Raw genomic sequence first — 20,922 nt, 5'->3', positions numbered from 1 at the left:
GGGAATATCCCTGCCCTTTCCCGGGTTCTCTCCATTGCACACAGCAACAAAACACAACTTTTCAGGAGAAGCAAAATGAAAGTTCTAGCCATTGCCGTCGTCGCCATTGCGACGATCGCTTCAGCGAATGCATTTGCACAAACAAAGACTCGCGCAGAGGTCTATCAGGAACTGGTTCAAGCGCAGAAAGATGGCCGCGATTTCGTGACGGATACCTCTTACCCCGACGTCAATCCGATCTTCGCGCATCAACTTGAAGAACAACAAACGCGTCTTGCAGAAGAGCAGGCGAACAATGCAGTAGCGAACACCACGACGCCGGCGAGCACCAGCGAAGCAAACTAAAGAAGCGCATTTCGCTACTGAATCCTTGAACGCAGTACGAGCAACAACCGTAGCAACTGGCTAAATACATCGGATCACTAACTTTATTGAGGTCATCATGAAAAAATTCCTTATCTCTGCATTGGTTCTTTCGTCGGCATTGGCAGCACCGGCTTTCGCGTTTGCTCAAAGCAACGGTCCCGTGACACGCGCTCAGGTCAAAGCGGAACTCGTCCAGCTTGAAAAGGCCGGCTATAGCCCGGGCGGTGAAGACGTCAATTACCCGCAGGACATCCAGGCCGCCGAACAAAAGGTTTGGGCTCAACAAGGCGTCGCGGCAACGTCGTATGGATCGAATACTGGCAGCATGGCGGCATCGGGCTCGCGCGCAGACTTTGCACCGAGTCAAGTAACGCAATCGATCTACTTCGGTCATTAAGCATGAGCAGCCCCGCCTGTGCTACTTTGCACGAGCCGCTAAACTCCGGAGGCTAGCGCGACGACTTTCTCCCGTCGCCCACTTTCCTCTGGAGACATCGGCATGAAACAGGCGCTCCATCATTTGAGCGTGACCACGCGCACGCGCGGTCTGCACGAAATCACCCGCGACATCCGCGGCTGGATCGACCAGCAAGGCATCCAAACCGGGCTGCTTACCGTGTTTCTCCGGCATACGTCGGCGTCATTGCTGATACAGGAAAATGCCGATCCCGACGTTCGCACTGATCTCGAACAATTCTTCGAGACGATTGCGCCGGAAGCGCCGGGTCGCTATGTCCACGACGCGGAAGGTCCCGACGACATGCCCGCACATCTGCGCACCGCGCTGACCCAAGTCCAGCTTTCAATTCCCGTCAGCGGCGGCCGCATGGTCCTCGGCACCTGGCAAGGCATCTACATATTCGAACACCGCAGCATTTCGCATAGACGCGAGGTCGTATTGCACCTTTTCGGCGAGTGATTTAATATACGCAGCGCGTACATTATCTCTGGAGCGTCCGACATGCATCTCCAACAGCAAACCCTTCTTCGCGATGCCATGCGACGGCTGAACATGACGCGTGATGCGTTCGCGAACAGGATTGGCGTAGCGCGACGCGCGCTCGACACCTGGCTCCTTCCCGATGAATCCGCGGAATCCCGTGCAATGCCCGAGATTGCGAGCCGCTATGTGATGGAGATCCTGGAACGGACGCCCGCCGGCGACGAATATACGCAACGCGTACAGTCGCCTTCCATATTGCATGAAGGCCGCCCGCACCTGCTTTCAGTCGATCAGTTTTCGCGTGACTCGGTTGAAGCGTTATTCCAGGTAGCGGACACCATGCAACCCATCTCGCGCCGCCAAAAAATCACGCGCGTCCTGGAAGGTGCGGTACTTGCCAACCTTTTCTTCGAAGCCAGCACCCGAACGCGCGTGAGTTTCGGCGCGGCGTTCTGCCGGCTGGGCGGTTCGGTTTGCGACACGACCGGCTTCACGTTTTCTTCCATGGCAAAAGGCGAGTCCATCTACGACACCAGCCGCGTGATCAGCGGTTATGCGGACGCGCTCGTCGTACGCCATCCCGAGAAAGGATCGGTTGCAGAATTCGCTCGCGCCACCAACGTTCCGGTGATCAACGCGGGCGACGGCCCCGGCGAGCATCCGAGTCAGGCGCTGCTCGACCTCTATACCGTCCAGCGCGAATTTTCACGGGTGGGCAAGATTGTCGATGGCTCGCATATCGCAATGGTCGGCGACCTCAAGTACGGTCGCACGGTCCATTCGCTGGCGAAGTTGCTGGCGCTGTATCGCGGGCTGAAATTCACGTTGATCTCGCCGGCATCGCTTGAAATGCCTGCGTCCATCCTCGATCAGATCACGCGCGGCGACCATGTCGTCGAGCAGACCAGCGACCTGCACGCCGGCTTGAAAGGCGCGGACGTGGTGTACGCAACCCGCATTCAAAAAGAGCGTTTCGCCGATGAGTCCATCGAAGGTTATACGCCGGACTTTCAGATCAACCAGGCGCTGGTCGAGAGCGTGTGTGGTCCCGACACGTTGATCATGCATCCGCTGCCACGTGACGGCCGCCCCGGCGCCAACGACCTGAGCACCGACCTCAACCACGATCCCAGGCTCGCCATTTTCCGGCAAACAGATAACGGCATCCCCGTGCGCATGGCGATTTTCGCGGTGCTGCTGGGCGTGGAGCGGCAAGTCCAGCATTCCATGCGCGACGCCGCGTGGAAGGCGCCTGCCTACATTGGTCCGGACGATGCCGTCTTTCACGGCATCGACTGAACAAACAACCTAAGCGATTTATATGGCGGCGTCGAAAATTTTAACGCGCCGTTTACGTGCAAAAAGATACGCTGCAAGTCATCCCGAACAGAGGAGCTTGCAGCATCATGAACCTTGTACTCGAAAGAATCGTCGGCTCGGCAACCAGCGGAAAATCGGCGGAGCGGGAAAGCGTTGCGTCGCCGTGTGTTTCACGCGTTCATCTGTCGGCCGTGCTTCGCAGCAAGCAGGATGAAGCAGCGCGAGAACGCATTCGCCGCCTGTTTCATTCACCGCTGGGCGTGTACGTCAGCCAGGCATCGCGCGATCACGACGACCTCCGGCTCGTATTCGACGTAGCGATGGAAGACCTCGATTTCACCGTGCGTACATTGCATCAGGTCTTGCCCGAAGCCGTGATCGAGGCCGTGCGCCCGCGAATGTTCACGCACAGGCGCGAGCACTGAATTCAGGATTGCGCCAGCGAAAAGTCCACGGCAGCGCGAGCGTGCAGCGTAGTGGTATCGAGCAGAGGCACGGGGCTGTCTTCTGCTTTCACCAGCAGCATGATTTCCGTGCATCCCAGTACGATTGCTTCAGCGCCGCGCGCAGCCAATCCGTGAATGACATCGCGATACAAATTGCGAGATTCCTCCTTCACAACGCCCAGGCATAACTCGCGATAGATGATGTCGTGAATGACCGCCTGCTCGGCAGCTTCAGGAACAATGGTGGAAATCCCGTGCCGTTCTTCCAGCCGGTCGCGGAAGAAACTTTCGCGCATTGAAAACGCCGTGCCGATGAACCCGACTTTTCGGATCCCGCCCCTCTTCGCCTCGATGCCCGTTGGGTCCACGATATGCAAAAACGGCACCGACACCGAAGCGGCGATCTGCGGCGCGACGAGGTGCATGGTGTTCGTGCAAAGCACGATGCAATGTGCACCGCCCGCTTCCAGATGACGCGCGGCCTCGCTGAGCCGGATGCCGGCGATGTTCCATTGCCCGTCGCGTTGCAGGCGCTCGATGGGCGCGAAATTCACGCTATGCAATAACACTTGCGCCGAGTTCAGTCCGCCAAGCCGCGTGCGGACATCCTGATTGATCAATCGATAATACTCGGCCGTCGATTCCCAACTCATACCGCCAATCATGCCGATGGTTCTCATCGTGGTCATGCTGCTGCCCTGCCGTTCTGGTTAGTCGAACCGACATAGTGCAACGAAGCGCAGCGCGCGGCTAGCGTTTGCGTGCAATCGCGCAACTGTGGTCCTGCAACTCTTCGGACGATGCAAAGTCGCCTTGCGTGAAACGCACATGATCGTTGAGCAGGAAAAACGCGGGCCTGCCATCGGGCGTGGTCGTGCCGGTCAGCAGCAGCGTCTGGTCCGCCATGCTTTCGCCCTCCTTTTCTACATCCACCGCGAGCAACTTGAACGGATCGACGGAATCGAGCGTTGGGTCATCGATACGCATGATCCTGTACACATGTCCGCGCAGCCGCGTCGGGAACGCAGTCCATTGCGTGCCGATCTTCGGCGCTTGTTCGCGCAATGCGTTCACGACATCGGGCGCGAGGCAATCGATATGGATATGCAACTGATTCTGCGAACGCCCCCTGGTCGAATTGATCGCGAGCGAAACTTCGTCACGAGGCAATTCCTCGCCGAGTTTCGCGTTCACGAAACGCCGGGCTTCCCACGCGGCACGCCAGTAGTTCGGTGAATCCGCCGCTAGCAGCTCAGGACTTTCGATCCCGCCAATGCGTTTTGTCGGGATCAGCAAATACTGGGCGATACCGTTGAGATCCTTGAGCACCGCATAGCCTTGAGCGGCATCGACATCGATACATTTTTGCGGCACGTCCGCTCCACGCGCGGCCGGTTCGCACGAGTTGTGAACGATCTGCCATAACGCATTGGGATTGCCGGCGCACGCCGTTGTCAGGAACACAGCCGCAAGCGCGGCCATCGTCAAGCGAAAGAACGAGAGGTTCCACATGGGGCGAACTGTCGGGACGAAAGGCTGCATCGTAACAAGCGGGCGTTACGTCTGCTTGACACGCTTCGCGCAACATCACATGACGGGCAAATGCAGGTGATGTGGATGTTCGACCGTATCCGCGATCAACCTCAGCGCGTCTTCGCATTCTTCCAGATTTTTCGGTCCGCCAAGACAAACGCGGATGGCTTCGGGCGGATTGCCATCGGTCGCGAACGCCGTCGCCGATACCGCTCCTATACCCTGCGAACGCAACTGCAAGGCAAGCTCGGACGCTTGCCATCCGCATACGGGATCGATCGGCATCCAGAAATGAAAGCCGGCGGGATCGGCATCGAACGTCCACTTCGATAACACACGCGCTGCAATTGCCTGCCGTGCAGCGGACTCGGTCCGAATGGCATCGAGCATCAGAGCGGCGGTGCCGTCCTCGACCCATTGGGTCGCGAGCAACATGGTGAATGGACTTGCCATTACCGTTGTAGCGCGCAATGCACCGGCAAGGTGTTGTGCCCGCCGTGCGGAAGGCGCGCGAATGTATGCAACCCGAAGCCCTGCGCCGAAGCTCTTCGAAAAACCCGTCACGTAGTAGGTCAGATCCGGCGCGAACGAAACCATCGCGTCGGGCGCGTTCACGGGCAGCATGCCGTATGCATCGTCTTCGATGATCGGCACGCTGTATCTCAATGCAACGTCCGCCAGCGCCTCGCGGCGCTTCGACGAAAGCGTGACCGTGCTCGGATTCTGAATGGTCGGGTTGCAATAGAACGCGCTCGGTTTGTCGCTTTTGCAGAGCGCTTCGAACGCATGCGCGAGCGGACCATCGTCGTCGCGTGCGAGCGCCTGCAACCGCACGCCGAGTTGTGCAGCGATCGCCTTGATGCCGGGATACGCCAACGTATCGAGGCAGATGGTGCCACCCGGCCGCGCGAGCTGCGACACCAGCGCCACGAGCGCGCTATGAATGCCCGGACATACGAGCACCTTGTCTTCGTCGCAATCGTGGAAACGGCGCTTGAGCCACTTTGTTCCGGCTGCGCGATCGTCGGGCGTCCCGCCAAAATCCTGATACCGCAACAAGCGATAAGGATCGGTTGCCGCGAACAGCCGCGCCGCTGAGTCGCGCAATCGTGCGGCCAGCTCGGCAGGTTCGGGCGGCATGTTCATGGTCATCTCGACACTGCTGCCGCCCGATAACGGCAACGTCGCGGTCCGGCCGCGCACGAACGTTCCGCTGCCCGCGCGCGAGTCGAGCAGACCTCGTTTGCGCGCTTCGGCATAGGCGCGCGCAACGGTCGTGTAGTTGAGCTGGAGTTCATCGGCGAGATCGCGCAAACCGGGCAGCCGGTCTCGCGGACGCAAGCGTCCGCTCGCCAGATCTTCTTCGATTAACTCCGGAATCAGCAAATATGCCGGCTTGCGGCTTTCCGTAAGTTTTCTGATCCAGTGATGAGTAAGACTGGTCATGAACGATCTCTGATTAAAACGCGTTAAAAAACGATAGCACGATATCTTCGAATAAAACAAATTGATCGCATCGAATGATCGTATGGAGATTGCTTCAGCCGTCTATTAATGCACGTATTGAGTGTTTATTGCACCAGCAACGAGCCGTTGCACCAACAAAACCACGCACAGTTGGTGCGTCCCCGATGCCGGCTCAACGCCAAATTCAGACTGGACAAGGCTTTGACGGTCTGTTCGAAAAAAATTTACGAGCGTCTCAAGTGCTGATCGTTTGAATGATCGGGTGTTGATCGCATTGACGCAGCGATTCAATGGCACGACGGTTGCATTATTGAGTTTGCAAGCAGCATGTCGGCATCCCATTAAAAAACCGGATGCCCAGGATTATCGATGTATTAAATCGTCTATTTAATGGAGATTAGAATGCCTGCCGTCAATATCCCGATGCACAAGAAAGGCGATTATCTTGTCGACTATGAAGAGAAGGTCTTTGAGGACGTCAAGGCCGCCCCGGGCGAGAAGGCGCTGGTGACGTTTCATACGGTCGCGTTCGAAGGCTCGATCGGCTTCGTGAACCTGCTGCAGGCCACGCGGCTGTTGCGCAAAGGCTTCGAGACGTCGGTGCTGCTCTACGGTCCCGGCGTGACGCTCGGACTGCAACGCGGTTTCCCCACGCTCGGCGACGAAGCATTCCCTGGTCACCTGAACTTCAACAAGCAGATCCAGAAGTTCATGGAAGAAGGCGGCAAGGTCTACGCATGCCGCTTTGCATTGCAGGCGCTTTATGGACAGGGCGAAGCGTCGCTGATCGAGGGCATCAAGCCGATCAGCCCGCTCGACGTGCTTGATATCCAGTTGCTGCATCGGAAAGACGGCGCGTTGATCATCAACACGTGGACCGTCTGAGCACGCCGACTCCATCGACCACGGAATGACCATGCCCGACAAGAGAATCGTCCGTGCCGCCGCGGTCCAGATTTCGCCGGACCTCGAACGGCCCGGTGGAACGCTCGACAAGGTCCTCGCGACAATCGACGACGCCGCGCGCCAAGGCGTGCAGCTAATCGTGTTTCCCGAGACCTTCCTGCCCTACTACCCGTACTTTTCGTTTGTACGGGCGCCGGTTGCATCGGGTGCAGAACACATGCGCCTCTACGATGAAGCCGTCGTCGTGCCCGGCCCGGTGACGGATGCGGTTTCGGAACGGGCGCGCCGTCACGGCATGGTCGTCGTCCTCGGCGTGAACGAACGTGATCACGGCAGTTTGTACAACGCACAACTCATCTTCGATACCACCGGTGAGCTGCTTCTCAAGCGCCGCAAGATCACGCCGACGTTTCATGAGCGAATGATCTGGGGCATGGGCGATGCGTCGGGGTTGAAAGTGGCGCAAACGAGCATCGGAAAAGTGGGCGCGCTGGCTTGCTGGGAGCATTACAACCCGCTCGCCCGATACGCGCTGATGACGCAACACGAAGAGATCCATTGCAGCCAGTTTCCCGGCTCGCTCGTGGGTCCCATCTTCGGCGAACAGATCGAGGTGACGATCCGGCATCACGCGCTGGAATCCGGCTGTTTCGTGGTCAATTCCACGGGATGGCTGACCGAATCACAGATCGAATCCATCACGAAGGAGCCCGGCTTGCAGAAGGCGCTTCGTGGCGGCTGCAACACCGCGATCATCTCGCCGGAAGGCCAGCACCTCGCGCCGCCGTTGCGCGAAGGAGAAGGTCTGGTGATCGCGGACCTCGACATGTCCTTGATCACCAAACGCAAACGCATGATGGATTCAGTTGGCCACTACGCACGGCCGGAACTGTTGAGCCTTGCGATCAACGACCGCCCCGCAGTCACGTCGGCGCCCATGAACCCCTTCTCACCTTCAACCGGGGAAAAGCATCTTGAACGCGAACGCGAGCGAGACAATGTCGGCCACGAGCCGGCAATTGATGACTGAACTGCAATCGACGGGCTTGCGTCTCGCGGATCCCGGCGCGGGCGTGAGCGTGGCGAGCCGCCGTGGCGGCGCAGGACCGTCGGATCATAAAGCGGTGACCATCGACGGCGTGACCATCATGGTTCCGGTGCACACGAACACGGCGTGGAATTCGCCGTTCGTGGCGTCCGCTCCCGATGCGAGCGGCAGCAGCGCGTTGCTGCGTGGCTCGATCCCGATAGCAAATATCAGCTTCCCGAAGGCGCCACGCTTTTACGCGATGCAAACCTTCGACGGCGTACCGTACTCGCACATTGCGACGTTACACGGGTCCGACGTGCTCGCGACGACAGTGCTGCAAACCTGCATTCGATACGAGAGCCGCAAGAAGACCTGCAAGTTCTGCGCGATCGGTCAGTCGCTTGCGGCAGGCCGGACGATCGCGCGCAAGACGCCCGAGCAACTAGCGGAAGTCGCGCGCGCGGCGGTCCTGCTCGATGGCGTCAAGCACATGGTCCTCACCACAGGTACGCCGCCGACAAAAGACCGCGGCGCGCAGATCTTGTGCGAGAGTGCATTCGCAATCAAGGCAGCCGTCGACCTGCCCATACAAGCGCAATGCGAACCACCCGACGACGACAAGTGGTTCGAGCGCATGCGTGCAAGCGGTATCGATACGTTGGGGATGCATCTCGAAGTGGTGACGCCCGCGCTGCGCGAACAGATCATGCCCGGCAAGGCGAGCGTGCCGATCTCGCGATACATGGAGTCGTTCAAGGCGGCCGTCGCCGTGTTCGGACGCGGACAGGTCAGCACCTACATTCTCGCGGGACTGGGAGATACGGCTGAAGCGATTCTTTCGATCTCGCGTGAACTCGTGGACATCGGCGTCTATCCGTTCGTGGTCCCGTTCGTGCCGATCAGCGGCACGCCGCTTGAAGATCATCCGGCGCCCTCGCCCGAATTCATGAAGTCCGTGCTGCAACCGCTCGGTGCAATGGTCTCCGCAGGTGGGATGCGTTCCGGCGATATCAAGGCGGGATGCGGCAAATGCGGCGCGTGTTCGTCACTGTCTTCCTACGAGGTCTGAACCATGCTCGCCGATACCGAAGACCTCGCCCGCCTCTATACGCCTGCAAGCTACACGATCAAGTGGACCACGCTGCCGTGGGAAGCGGACGAAGCGTACAAGCTGCGGCGCGCGGTGTTCTGCATCGAACAGGGAATCTTCGTCGGCGATGACCGCGATGAAATCGATGACCGCGCGCAACTGCTGGTGGCGGTGAGTTGCATTGGTGGAATGCACGAGCAGGTGGTCGGCACCGTGCGCATTCACGAGGACGAACCGGGCGTGTGGACGGGTTCAAGGCTCGCAGTTCATGCGGCGTTCCGGCGTCACGGGAAAATTGGCGCAACGCTGATCAGACTTGCTGTAAGCAGTGCACACGCGCTTGGCTGCAAGGAATTTCTCGCACATGTGCAAAGCCAGAATGCCCCCTTGTTTCATGCGCTGCACTGGACCACGTTGTCGGAGGAACTCATGCATGGAAGGCCGCATCATCTGATGCGGGCCGACCTTGATTTTTATCCGCCATGCGCCACGCCGCATAGCGGCTTCGTGACGCAATATTCGTCGGCGCGGAGCGCGGCATGAACGTGGCCGACCTCATCGCCGCGTTGAAGGAAACGCGCGGCTTCCGCCATAAGACGGACATTGCAGGCGTGATGTCTTCGCTCGCGCGACATGCGCCCGCCTCGGCTGAAAACGTCGCCAACGGCGATGACTGCGCAGCCATCCCTGATGGCGACGGTTACCTGTTGTTCGCCATCGAAGGCATGGTCAGCGACTTCGTACGCGACATGCCGTGGTTTGCGGGCTACAGCAGCGTGATGGTCAACGTCAGCGACATCTATGCGATGGGCGGCCGCCCCGTCGCCGTAGTCGATGCACTCTGGAGCGACGGCTTACAGCGCGCTGAAGAGGTGTTGGCGGGCATGGCAGCAGCATCGTCGGCGTATGACGTACCGATTGTCGGCGGCCACAGCAACACGCGCAGCGATCAGGCACAACTGGCGGTATCGATTATTGGACGCGCGAAAAAATTGTTGTCCAGCTTCGATGCAAGGCCGGGCGATCGTTTGATGATGGCCGTCGATCTGCGTGGGCGCTTCGAAAATCCTTATCCGTTCTGGAATGCTTCGGTGGGTGCGCCCGCTGAACGCTTGCGCGCTGATCTCGAGCTCCTGCCGATGCTCGCCGAAACCGGTCTTTGCACTGCAGCCAAAGACATCAGCATGGCTGGCGCCCTGGGTACTGCGTTGATGCTGCTCGAATGCTCGCGGGCGGGCGCAAATATCGACCTTTCACGTTTGCCATCGCCGCCTGACGTTGACCGTTTGCGATGGCTCACTGCGTTTCCCAGCTTCGGCTTCGTGATGTCCGTGCGTGAAGAGAACGTGGAACAGGTCAGGCAACTGTTCCTTGAACGCGGTCTTGCTTGCGATGTAATTGGCACCGTCGATGGTTCGCGCAAGGTCAGCCTTCAAGATGGCGACAACCACGGTGAACTTTGGAACTTCGGAATCGACGCGTTCATAACATCAGGGAGCGTAACCTGATGCGCATCGCCCTCACCACGCACTCGGTCAATCCGCGCGGCGGCGTGGTGCATGCGCTCGAACTTGCCGCTGCATTGGTGGACGAAGGTCACGACGTCACGATCTTCGCGCCCGCTGCTCCCGGCGAATCGCTCTTTCGCGAGCCTCCGTGCCGCGTGATCCTTGCGACCATCGAAGGCACGCAACAGCACACGGTGGCGATGGTGGAGGCACGCATTCGCGCCTTGAAGGCAAGTTTGAAAGCCTGCGATCCAGGCAGTTTCGACGTGCTCCATGCACAGGACGGCATTAGCGGAAACGCGCTGGCGGAACTGAAGGAAGAAGGCGAAATAACCCGCTTCGTTCGCACGGTTCACCATCTGGATCACTTCGACAACCCCCGTCTCGCCGCCTGGCAAATGCGTGCGTGGCGTGACGCGGATCGAGTGCTATGCGTTAGCGATATGTGGAGTCGCGCGATGCGCGAGACACACGGAGTAAATGCGATCACGGTGACTAACGGTGTCGACCTGATGCGCTATTCGACACATCGAACGCTTCAAGATGGAGCTCTATGCATTGACGGATCACCGGTTGTGCTGGCGGTCGGCGGCATTGAAGCGCGCAAGAACACCGTCGCTTTGCTTGAAGCATTCGCCCAATTGTTCCAACGCCACCCACAGGCACGCCTCGTGATTGCGGGAGGTGCAAGCCTGCTCGATCACAACGCGTACGCGCATGCCTTCATGCAACGCGTTGCCGCCCTGAACCTGACGGATGCAGTAACCGTCACCGGACCAATCGATGACGCCAGCATGCCCGCACTTTTTCGCCGTGCCGATGTCCTCGCCATGGTATCGCTGCGTGAAGGCTTCGGACTTGTCGTACTCGAAGCGCTTGCGAGCGGTACGCCGGTGGTGGCGTCGAACATTGCGCCGTTCACCGAGTATCTCGATGACGCTACATGTTGCTGGGCGACGCCAACCGACAGCGAATCGATTGCCGATGCGCTAGAACAAGTCATCAGCGGCCGTCACATAACCGATTTCAACAACGCCGTGCCCGCGTTGCTCGCACAAATGAGCTGGCGGGCATCGGCGAAAAGACACCTCGACATTTACAGCAGCTTACTCTCAAGCCGCACGCTCAAAACATTCCAGGAACCCGCCATGCCGGTCATGCACTTCCGAATCCAGTGGCCCGATAACCGCGAAGACAATTGCTATTCACCATCGCAAGTCGTCAGCGATTTTTTCACGCCGGGCGAGACCTATCCCGTCGACGACTTCGTTTCGCGCGCCCGCGAAGCATTGAACATCGCATCCGAACGCGTGCGCGAGAAATACGGCTTTGCGTGCTCGGCCGCGATGGATCAGCTCGCGAAAATCGAAGTCGATGCCGAACGTTTCATGGACGAGCCCGACGCCCGGGTCAGGGTCATCGCGCTCGTCTGAGCGTTGCCATCTTTCAGTGAGGACGCATCATGTCGCACGTTTCAGCGGACACGACGCATTACAGCGTGATCGTAGTGGGCGGAGGACAGGCAGGTTTGTCCGCGAGCTACTACCTCAAGCAAGCAGGTATCGATCATCTCGTGCTGGAGAAGAACACAGTCACGCATACATGGCGATCCCAGCGATGGGATGCGTTCTGCCTCGTGACGCCGAACTGGCAATGCGCGCTGCCGGGCTATCCATACGCGGGTGACGATCCTCACGGATTCATGAGAAAGGACGAAATCATTGCGTACCTGGACGGCTTCATCAAGACCGTCGATGCGCCTGTAATCGAACATGCGGAGGTCCAGCGCGTCGTGCGGAACGTCGAAAGCGGGTTCAGCGTCTCGACCACTCAGGGAGCGTTCACAGCGGACCAGATCGTGATTGCATCGGGCGGCTATCACACGCCGATCGTGCCGCGCATGGCCGAGCGCCTGCCGCGTTCCATCGCCCAAATACAGTCGTCGGAATATCGGAATCCGGAAGCGTTGCCCGAAGGCGCGGTGCTCGTGGTCGGGTCGGGGCAATCGGGCGCGCAAATCGCCGAGGACCTGCATCTTGCAGGACGAAAGGTCATTCTCGCGGTGGGCGAAGCGCCGCGTTGCGCGCGTTTCTACCGAGGCCGCGACGTGGTCGACTGGCTTGCCGACATGAAGTATTACGACATGCCCGTCGAGCAGCATCCGTTGCGTGAAGGCGTGCGCGACAACACCAATCACTATGTGACCGGGCGCGATGGCGGACGCGATATCGATCTGCGCAAGTTCGCCGCCGAAGGCATGGAGTTGTATGGACGGCTTCAGGACCTGCGCGATGGCATGCTGCATTTCGCGCCGAACCTCATCGAAAATCTGGATAGCGCCGACAAGACGTTCAACGGCATCAACGCGGGCATCGATGCGTTCATCGAGAAGAACGGCATTGATGCGCCGCCGGGATCGCGCTACGAACCTGTGTGGGCGCCCGCCGGGGAACGCACTTCGCTGGATCTGGAGGCGAGCGGCATAGGTTCGATTGTGTGGTGTATCGGCTTTACGCCCGACTTCAGCTGGCTCGACGCACCTATCTTCAACGGCCGTGGCTACCCTGCGCACACGCGCGGCGTGACGCCCGTCGATGGCATCTATTTTGTCGGCCTGCCATGGTTGCATACCTGGGGCTCAGGACGCTTTTCCGGCGTTGCGCGCGACGCCGAGCATGTTGTGAATAAAGTCAGCGCGTATCAAGAAGCCAAAGCACGCGACGAAATCACGGTTTGAAAAAGACGAAGGCCCCGCGTTAGCGGGGCCTTCGTTTCTCTCATGTCTTGCCAATCAAATCAAGGCAACGCCGTTTCCGACACTGGCGCCGACTTTCCGAGTGCATGGCGAACACCTGCACCGTACGCCGGATCGACCTTGTCGAACAACGCCAGCTGGCGCTCGACGATCTGCTGCGGAACCCCGGCAATAGCCTCGCCGATGTTATTAAACAGACGCTGCTTTTCATCCGCATTGAACAGGTTGAACAACGCGCGCGCATGGCTGTAGTAATCATCGTCTTCACGATGGTTGTAGCGCTCGATATCGCCTTCCACGGCCAGCGGCGGTTCGTTCACGGACGGGTCCTGCGGGAACACGCCAAAACGATTCGGCTCGTAATTCGCCGTGCCGCCCAGATTGCCATCCGTACGCGTTGCGCCATCGCGATGATACGGCGCGTGCTTTGGATTGAGCGGCGCGTTCACCGGAATCTGATGGTGATTGATGCCAAGACGGTAGCGATGTGTATCGCCGTAAGAGAACAAGCGGCCCTGCAGCAAACGGTCGGGCGAGAAGCCGATACCCGGAACAACATTAGCCGGCGTGAATGCGGCCTGCTCCACATCGGCGAAATAATTTTCCGGATTCTTGTTCAGCTCGAGCACGCCAACGTCGATCAGCGGGAACTCCTTCTGCGACCACGTTTTCGTAATGTCGAACGGATTCTCGTGATGATTGCGTGCCTGGTCTTCTGTCATGACCTGAATGCAAAAGCGCCACTTCGGGAAGTTGCCTTTTTCGATTTCATCGTAGAGATCGCGCTGCGCGCTCTCGCGGTCTTCACCAATGATTTTCTTCGCTTCGGCATTCGTGATGTTCTCGATGCCTTGCAGAGACTTGAAGTGGAACTTCACGTAATGACGTTGGTTCTGGTCGTTGATGAACGAGAACGTGTGCGAACCAAAGCCGTGCATCTGCCGGTAGTTCTTCGGAATGCCGCGGTCGCTCATGAGAATGGTGACCTGATGCAGCGACTCGGGCGTCTGCGACCAGAAGTCCCAAATGTTTGCGGCGCTGCGCATATTGGTGCGCGGATCGCGTTTCTGCGTATGGATGAAGTCGGGGAATTTCAGCGGATCGCGGATGAAAAACACCGGGGTATTGTTGCCAACGATGTCCCAGTTTCCCTCTTCGGTATAGAACCTCAGCGAGAAGCCACGAACGTCGCGCTCGGCATCAGCCGCGCCGCGTTCGCCTGCCACGGTCGAGAAGCGCAGGAACGCCTTCGTCTCTTTGCCGATGGTGTCGAAGACTTTCGCCTTGCTGTACTTCTTGACGTCGTGCGTGATTTTCAGCGTGCCGAATGCGCCCGATCCCTTCGCGTGCACGCGGCGTTCAGGAATCACTTCGCGGTCGAAGTGCGCCAGCTTCTCGATCAGCCAGAAGTCCTGCAGCGTAATGGGTCCACGCGGACCCACAGTCTGCGAGTTCTGGTTGTCGCCAACGGGCGCGCCGGACGCGGTCGTCAAGGTATTGTTCGCCATCAGTGCTCCTTCTGGTTTTGTGGGGACTTACAGGACGTTGCGCTTTGCAGTCGTGACCGGCAACATCCTTGCAATTCGGTAATTACCATCTATGAGTTTAGCAACAGCGGCGGTTGGTCGCAAAGTGACGTTCTGCCTCGGGTTTATTTACATTCGTGCTAACGCGCAAGGCGAAAAAAAGCCGGCGCATAAAGCGCCGGCTGTCATGAAACTTTCGTGAACCTCAAGCCGCCTTCACGACCTTGTCACCCACACGATGGATCGGATGCGGCTCCTTCAAGTGATTAGCGATACGGGTTGCATCGAAGTACGCGCCGTTCGGCGGCCGCTTCAGGTACTGCCCCGCGCCTTTGACAGCGCGAAGATCGCCATCGTCCCAGGCATGTGCGCCACGCGTGAGCGTATGCGTCGCGAGGCCTTGCACGGTCAAGCCTTCGAACACATTGAAGTCCACCTTCTGGTGATGCGTCTTCACCGAAATCGTCTTGCTCGCGGCCGGGTCCCACACAACCAGATCGGCATCGGCACCCACCTGCACCGCGCCCTTGCGCGGGAACAGATTGAAGATCTGCGCCGCGTTGGTTGAAGTCACGCGCACGAACTCGTTAGGCGTGAGACGTCCCTGATTCACACCGTAATGCCAGAGAATCGCCATGCGGTCTTCCACGCCGCCGCATCCGTTCGGAATACGCGTGAAGTCCTCGCGGCCCATCGCTTTCTGCGAGGCACAAAACACGCAATGATCGGTTGCCGTGGTATGCAGTTGCCCCGATTGCAAACCGCGCCACAACGCCTCGCGATGTTCACTCGTACGAAACGGCGGGCTCATCACATGCGCCGCGGCGCGGTTCCAGTCGGGATCGCTGTACACGGATTCATCGATAACCAGATGTCCCGGCAGCACTTCCGCGAACACGCGCTGGCCTTCGCTGCGCGCACGCGTGATGACATCGACCGCATCTTTCGACGATACATGCACGATGTAGATCGGCACGCCCAGCACCTGCGCGATGCGGATCGCACGATTGGCCGCTTCGCCTTCGACTTCAGGCGGTCGCGACAAAGGGTGCGCTTCCGGCCCGGTGAAGCCCTTCGCAAGCAACTGCTTCTGCAACTGAAAGACAAGCTCGCCATTCTCCGCATGCACGGTCGGCAACGCACCCAGTTCCAGCGAGCGTGCGAAGCTGTTCACGAGCACTTCGTCGTCGGCCATGATCGCGTTTTTATAGGCCATGAAGTGCTTGAAACTGGACACGCCGTGTTCGTGCACGAGCGTTCCCATATCCCGATGCACCGACTCGTCCCACCACGTCACGGCCACATGAAAACCATAATCCGCCGACGCCTTTGCCGCCCAGCCGCGCCATTCGTTAAACGCTTCCATGAGTGGCTGCTTCGGACTCGGAATGACGAAGTCGATAATGCTCGTCGTGCCGCCCGATAACCCCGCCGCCGTGCCGGTATAAAAGTCGTCGCTGGCTGTCGTCCCCATGAACGGCAGCTCCATGTGCGTATGCGGATCGATGCCACCGGGCATCACATATTGCCCGGATGCATCGACAGTTTCAGTCCCCGCCGGCACATCCAGGTCGAGCCCGATCTGCACAATGGTGCCGCCGTTCTTGGGATCTGCGCACAGTACGTCCGCACGATACGTGCGCTCTGCATCGATAATCGTGCCACCGCGAATCAGGATCGTCATCTAACTATCTCCTGTTGAATCTCGTGAAATGTCAGGCGCGCACAACTCGCGCTGTCGGGCTCTTGCCCATCTTCATCCATGCGCCATACACGATCGACGCAAGCGCGAGGCCTACGAACCATGCATACGTATAAAGCGTATTGAAGAACGCGGGCACATTCGGAAACGAAGCGGGAAATGCGGTATGCAGGAAACCCGGCAAGTTCGGCAAGACGCCGACAACCAACGCCACCACCGCTGCCATGTTCCATCCACCCGTATAGCTGTACTCGCCGTTCTCATTGAAGAGCTCGCGCGTATCGAGGCGTGTGCCGCGGATCAGGAAGTAGTCGACCATCAGAATGCCGGCCACGGGACCGAGCAACGCCGAATAACCCACGAGCCACGTAAAGATATAGCCCTGCGTGGTCGCCAGAATCTTCCACGGCATCATCACAATGGCGATCAAAGCCGTGATCATCCCGCCCACGCGATACGAAATGCGCTTGGGCCAAAGGCTCGAAAAGTCGTAAGCGGGGCCGACGAGATTCGCGGCGAGGTTGCAGCTCATGGTGTCGAGCGTAAGGATGATCAGCGCCACGCCCACGCCAATGCCGGTCATGCGGCTGGTGAGATCGATCGGATCCCAGATCGCCTTGCCGTAGATCACGACCGTCGCGGACGTCACCACCACCGAGATCACGGACAGCAACGCCATGGGCGCCGGCAGACCGATCGATTGCCCGATGATCTGGTCCTTCTGCGAACGCGCGAAACGCGTGAAGTCGGGAATGTTCAGCGCAAGCGTGGCCCAGAAGCCGACCATGGCGGTGAGGCCCGGCCAGAACGTGGCCCAGAACAAACCTTCTTTCTTGCCGCCTGCCACGAACTGCGACGGCTGCGCAAGCATTGCGCCAACGCCGCCCGCCTTCGATGTCGCCCACCATACGAGCGCGAGACACATGATGATCTTGATTGGCGCGGACCAGCTTTCAAGGAAGCGGATGGAATCCGTGCCGCGCAAGATGAAGTACAACTGGATCAGCCAGAAGAACAGGAAACACGCGAGTTGCCCGAGCGAGATATCGAGGAAAGGCAGCGGTGCGCCGTGCGTCGTATTGCCGGCGAGGATGTTGAGCAACGTATAAATCGCGCTGCCGCCCAGCCACGTCTGAATGCCATACCATCCGCACGCAACGATTGCTCGCAGCAACGCAGGAAGTCTCGCGCCCTTCGTTCCAAACGATGAGCGCACCAGCACCGCATACGGAATGCCATGCTTCGCGCCCGCGTGCCCGACCAGCAACATGGGCACGAGCACGATCATGTTGCCGAGCAACACGGTTATCACCGCCTGCCATGGCGACATGCCCTCTTCGGTCAGGCCGGCCGCAAGCATGTACGACGCAATGTTCATCACCATGCCGACCCAGAGCGCTGCGAAGTGATACCACTTCCAGGTGCGTTGCGCGGGCGTGGTCGGCGCCAGATCGTCGTTGTATAAACTGCTGCTGGCGCCGGCCGCGAACTGCGGGTCGACGGAATGCGCTGTCTGCTTCATCGAGTTGATCTCCTCAAGATCGTTGCGGTCCGCGCCCGGGATCGGTTTATGAGTCAGTTCAGGCGTCGGCCGTCTGGGGACGTTTTGGTGACAAGCGCTACGTGTTGGAAAACCTTTGAACTCTATGCGGCCTTGACGCTTTCTTCAACGTCGGCAACCACCCGCGCCGGGTTGTTCGGATGCGTCGTCCAGTTCGCATATTCGCCGGCATCCACGCGTTCCATGGTGATGCATTGCTCGACCGGGCACACATGCATGCACAAGTTGCACCCGACGCATTCAGAATCCATCACCTCGAAATGCCGCTTGCCGTCTTTCTCGCGCATGATCGCCTGATGCGCGGTGTCTTCGCAAGCAATGTGACAAAGTCCGCACTGAATGCACTTGTCCTGATCGATACGCGCCTTGATGTCGTACTTCAGATTCAAATATTTCCAGTCAGTCACATTCTGGACCGCGCGGCCGCGAATGTCGTCGAGCGTCGCGTAGCCTTTTTCGTCCATCCAGTTGGACAGGCCATCGGCGAGATCGGAGACAATCCGGAACCCGTAGTGCATCGCGGCCGTACAGACCTGCACGTTGCCCGCGCCCAGCACCATGAACTCGGCGGCGTCGCGCCAAGTCGAAATGCCGCCGATTCCCGAGATGGGTAAATCCGGGGTTTCCGGGTCGCGCGCGATCTCAGCAACCATGTTCAATGCAATCGGTTTTACAGCCGGGCCGCAGTATCCACCATGTGTGCCCTTGCCGTCGACTGTCGGCATGGGCGCCATGACATCGAGATCAACGGCAACGATCGAATTGATGGTGTTGATCAACGATACGGCGTCCGCCCCGCCCTTATAAGCCGCACGTGCGCTCGTGCGGATATCGCTGATATTCGGCGTCAGTTTGACGATGCACGGCATCCGCGTGCCTTCCTTCACCCAGCGCGTGACCATCTCCACGTATTCAGGAACCTGCCCGACGGCCGCGCCCATGCCGCGTTCGCTCATGCCATGCGGGCAGCCGAAATTCAGCTCGACGCCATCCGCTCCCGTATCTTCGACCAGCGGCAGGATCCATTTCCAGTCGCGTTCGTTGCACGGCACCATCAGTGAAACGATCAACGCGCGGTCCGGCCAGTCGCGTTTCACTTCCCTGATTTCTTTCAGATTGATATCAAGCGGGCGGTCGGTAATCAATTCGATGTTGTTCAGCCCTGCTATCCGCTGGCCGTTCCACTGCACCGCGCCATAGCGCGAACTGACGTTCACCACATGCGGATCGAGGCCAAGCGTTTTCCAGACCACGCCGCCCCAGCCCGCCTCGAATGCGCGATTGACGTTGTAGGCTTTATCGGTGGGCGGTGCGGATGCGAGCCAGAAAGGATTCGGCGAAGTGATGCCAACAAACGTGCTGCGAAGATCGGCCATGAGATGGCTCCATTATCTTGGGAAGTGTTTTTATGCGGCCTTGATGGCCGTTGCCGCGAACGAAGCACTGATGGCTTCTGCCGCGAGCTTGCCGTCCTGCACGGCCTGCACCGTCAGATCGATACCGCCGTGCGCCGCACAATCGCCGCCGGCCCAGACGTTGGCAAGCGACGTTCTGCCGCTCGAATCTACCGCGATGCGGCTGCCGTCGAGCGTAAGAAGCTCGGCTTCGATGGCATCGACAACAAGGGTTTGCCCGATGGCCTTCAGCACCATGTCGGCATCGATCACAAAGCGTTCGCCTTGCGGATTCTCGAACTCGACTCCCGTCACCTGATCGCCAGCGTTCAGCAAACGCACGGGCCTAGCGTGCGTGATGATCGACACGCCATTGCGCTGCGCGAACTCGCGCTCCGCCCATGTCGCGCCCATGGTTTCCACGCCGCGCCGATAGACCATGGTCACGGCTTGCGCGCCGAGTTTGCGGCTTTGCACGGCGGCATCGATAGCCGTATTGCCGCCGCCTATCACCACCACGCGACGCCCCACCGGCACGCTTGCAAGGTCATCGGACTGACGCACCTGTTCGATGAAATCCACCGCGTTATACACGCCCTGCAACGTCTCGCCTTCCAGTTCGAGCGCCCGCACGCCGGCCAGTCCGATCGCGAGAAACACCGCGTCGTGTTGCTTGCGCAGCGCGTCGAGCGTCACGTCACGACCAAGCATGACGCCGTTCTTCACTTCAATACCACCGATCGAATAAAGCCATTCCACTTCGCGTTGCGCGAAGTCCTCGACCACCTTGTAAGCGGCGATTCCATATTCGTTCAGACCACCGGGCTTAGGTAGCGCATCGAAAACGGTGACGCGATGCCCGCCAAGCGCAAGCTTGTGAGCACACGCAAGCCCGGCCGGACCCGCGCCTACGACAGCGATATGACGCCCGGTGTCGGCTTCACGCTTGAAGAGCGGCTCGCCCCGGCTCATCGCCCAATCGGTCGCATGGCGTTGCAATGCACCAATCGCAACTGGTTTGTCATCCTGATGATTGCGAACGCACGCACCTTCGCAAAGGATTTCTGTTGGACACACTCGCGCGCACATGCCGCCAAGGGGATTCGCCGACAGGATATCCACGGCCGCGCCTTTCAAATTGCCGTTGCCGATCTTGCGGATAAAGCTGGGAATATCGATTTTCGTGGGACACGCATTGATGCACGGCGCGTCGTAGCAATAGTGGCAACGGCTCGATGCAGCCGCTGCCGCGGTTGCATCGAGTAGCGGCGCCACGTCCGAGAACTCACACGCCAGTTGCGCTTGCGACAGCCTGTTCGAAGCTATGTCGCCGGTCGGCTTCATGGTCATACGTGTCCTTCTTCGATGTGGGAAT

At 59.2% G+C, this 20,922-nt stretch carries 20 protein-coding genes and 1 pseudogene; 13 read left to right on the top strand and 8 right to left on the bottom strand.

Annotated elements, in window-relative coordinates:
- Positions 1–75: 75 nt before the first annotated feature.
- From HB633_RS02605 to HB633_RS02585, 5 genes are all read left to right on the top strand, one after another.
- Positions 76–345 carry a DUF4148 domain-containing protein gene (locus HB633_RS02605; protein WP_213776483.1) on the top strand — a complete coding sequence of 90 codons (270 nt, stop codon included), beginning with the start codon at positions 76–78 and terminating at the stop codon, positions 343–345.
- A 97-nt stretch (positions 346–442) separates the two neighbouring features.
- Positions 443–763, top strand: a complete 321-nt coding sequence (locus tag HB633_RS02600; protein WP_213776482.1) for a DUF4148 domain-containing protein — start codon at positions 443–445, stop codon at positions 761–763.
- A gap of 102 nt (positions 764–865) precedes the next feature.
- Positions 866–1,285, top strand: a complete 420-nt coding sequence (locus HB633_RS02595) for a secondary thiamine-phosphate synthase enzyme YjbQ (protein WP_213776481.1) — start codon at positions 866–868, stop codon at positions 1,283–1,285.
- Positions 1,286–1,327: 42 nt separating this feature from the next.
- The gene (locus HB633_RS02590; RefSeq protein WP_213776480.1) at positions 1,328–2,608 is read left to right on the top strand and encodes an aspartate carbamoyltransferase; all 1,281 of its coding nucleotides are present in this window, start codon (positions 1,328–1,330) and stop codon (positions 2,606–2,608) included.
- A 107-nt stretch (positions 2,609–2,715) separates the two neighbouring features.
- Positions 2,716–3,054 (top strand): hypothetical protein, encoded by a 339-nt coding sequence (locus tag HB633_RS02585; protein WP_213776479.1) that lies wholly within the window; start codon positions 2,716–2,718, stop codon positions 3,052–3,054.
- 2 nt (positions 3,055–3,056) lie between these two features.
- Here HB633_RS02585 and HB633_RS02580 read toward each other — a convergent pair whose 3' ends face one another.
- The 3 genes from HB633_RS02580 to HB633_RS02570 form a co-directional block, all read right to left on the bottom strand.
- Positions 3,057–3,764 (bottom strand): aspartate/glutamate racemase family protein, encoded by a 708-nt coding sequence (locus tag HB633_RS02580; RefSeq protein WP_346730249.1) that lies wholly within the window; start codon positions 3,762–3,764, stop codon positions 3,057–3,059.
- A 61-nt stretch (positions 3,765–3,825) separates the two neighbouring features.
- Positions 3,826–4,617, bottom strand: coding sequence for a CDP-diacylglycerol diphosphatase (locus HB633_RS02575; protein ID WP_255580704.1), 792 nt, complete (start codon positions 4,615–4,617; stop codon positions 3,826–3,828).
- Positions 4,618–4,662: 45 nt separating this feature from the next.
- Positions 4,663–6,054: a PLP-dependent aminotransferase family protein gene (locus HB633_RS02570; RefSeq protein WP_213776478.1), complete on the bottom strand. Its 1,392-nt coding sequence runs from the start codon at positions 6,052–6,054 to the stop codon at positions 4,663–4,665.
- Between the two features lie 423 nt (positions 6,055–6,477).
- Between HB633_RS02570 and HB633_RS02565 the strand changes: the two genes are divergently transcribed.
- The 8 genes and pseudogenes from HB633_RS02565 to HB633_RS02530 all read left to right on the top strand — a co-directional run bounded on the left by HB633_RS02565 (position 6,478) and on the right by HB633_RS02530 (position 13,346).
- Positions 6,478–6,960: an MSMEG_0572/Sll0783 family nitrogen starvation response protein gene (locus tag HB633_RS02565; RefSeq protein WP_056365868.1), complete on the top strand. Its 483-nt coding sequence runs from the start codon at positions 6,478–6,480 to the stop codon at positions 6,958–6,960.
- A gap of 31 nt (positions 6,961–6,991) precedes the next feature.
- Positions 6,992–8,011 carry a Nit6803 family nitrilase gene (locus tag HB633_RS02560; protein WP_213776477.1) on the top strand — a complete coding sequence of 340 codons (1,020 nt, stop codon included), beginning with the start codon at positions 6,992–6,994 and terminating at the stop codon, positions 8,009–8,011.
- Positions 8,004–9,080 (top strand): MSMEG_0568 family radical SAM protein, encoded by a 1,077-nt coding sequence (locus HB633_RS02555; RefSeq protein ID WP_213776476.1) that lies wholly within the window; start codon positions 8,004–8,006, stop codon positions 9,078–9,080. The genes HB633_RS02560 and HB633_RS02555 overlap by 8 nt, the downstream gene beginning before the upstream one ends.
- 3 nt (positions 9,081–9,083) lie before the next feature.
- Positions 9,084–9,644, top strand: a complete 561-nt coding sequence (locus HB633_RS02550) for an MSMEG_0567/Sll0786 family nitrogen starvation N-acetyltransferase (RefSeq protein ID WP_213776475.1) — start codon at positions 9,084–9,086, stop codon at positions 9,642–9,644.
- On the top strand, positions 9,641–10,609 hold the full coding sequence (locus HB633_RS02545) for a sll0787 family AIR synthase-like protein (protein WP_213776474.1): 969 nt from the start codon (positions 9,641–9,643) through the stop codon (positions 10,607–10,609). Before HB633_RS02550 ends, HB633_RS02545 begins: the two co-directional genes overlap by 4 nt.
- A pseudogene (locus HB633_RS02540) lies at positions 10,609–11,715 on the top strand (MSMEG_0565 family glycosyltransferase); the annotation flags it as partial. The gene HB633_RS02545 and the pseudogene HB633_RS02540, both read left to right, overlap by 1 nt.
- A gap of 42 nt (positions 11,716–11,757) precedes the next feature.
- Positions 11,758–12,042 carry an MSMEG_0570 family nitrogen starvation response protein gene (locus HB633_RS02535; RefSeq protein WP_213776582.1) on the top strand — a complete coding sequence of 95 codons (285 nt, stop codon included), beginning with the start codon at positions 11,758–11,760 and terminating at the stop codon, positions 12,040–12,042.
- A 29-nt stretch (positions 12,043–12,071) separates the two neighbouring features.
- Positions 12,072–13,346, top strand: a complete 1,275-nt coding sequence (locus tag HB633_RS02530) for an MSMEG_0569 family flavin-dependent oxidoreductase (protein ID WP_213776473.1) — start codon at positions 12,072–12,074, stop codon at positions 13,344–13,346.
- Positions 13,347–13,405: 59 nt separating this feature from the next.
- On the opposite strand, the gene HB633_RS02525 is transcribed toward HB633_RS02530, so the two are convergent.
- The 5 genes from HB633_RS02525 to HB633_RS02505 all read right to left on the bottom strand — a co-directional run bounded on the left by HB633_RS02525 (position 13,406) and on the right by HB633_RS02505 (position 20,897).
- Positions 13,406–14,872: a catalase gene (locus tag HB633_RS02525; protein ID WP_213776472.1), complete on the bottom strand. Its 1,467-nt coding sequence runs from the start codon at positions 14,870–14,872 to the stop codon at positions 13,406–13,408.
- Positions 14,873–15,095: 223 nt separating this feature from the next.
- Entirely contained in the window at positions 15,096–16,574 is a 1,479-nt protein-coding gene (gene hydA / locus HB633_RS02520; protein WP_213776471.1) for a dihydropyrimidinase, read from the bottom strand.
- Between the two features lie 31 nt (positions 16,575–16,605).
- The gene (locus HB633_RS02515) at positions 16,606–18,114 is read right to left on the bottom strand and encodes an NCS1 family nucleobase:cation symporter-1 (RefSeq protein ID WP_213776470.1); all 1,509 of its coding nucleotides are present in this window, start codon (positions 18,112–18,114) and stop codon (positions 16,606–16,608) included.
- 122 nt (positions 18,115–18,236) lie between these two features.
- Positions 18,237–19,529 (bottom strand): NAD-dependent dihydropyrimidine dehydrogenase subunit PreA, encoded by a 1,293-nt coding sequence (gene preA / locus HB633_RS02510; protein ID WP_213776469.1) that lies wholly within the window; start codon positions 19,527–19,529, stop codon positions 18,237–18,239.
- Positions 19,530–19,559: 30 nt separating this feature from the next.
- Entirely contained in the window at positions 19,560–20,897 is a 1,338-nt protein-coding gene (locus HB633_RS02505; RefSeq protein ID WP_213776468.1) for an NAD(P)-dependent oxidoreductase, read from the bottom strand.
- Positions 20,898–20,922 lie beyond the last annotated feature (25 nt).

The sequence above is a fragment of the Caballeronia sp. dw_276 genome, assembly GCF_018449635.1.
GTDB lineage: Bacteria > Pseudomonadota > Gammaproteobacteria > Burkholderiales > Burkholderiaceae > Caballeronia.
Note: the sequence above shows the minus strand (reverse complement) of the source record. Positions and strands in the feature narration are given on the sequence as shown.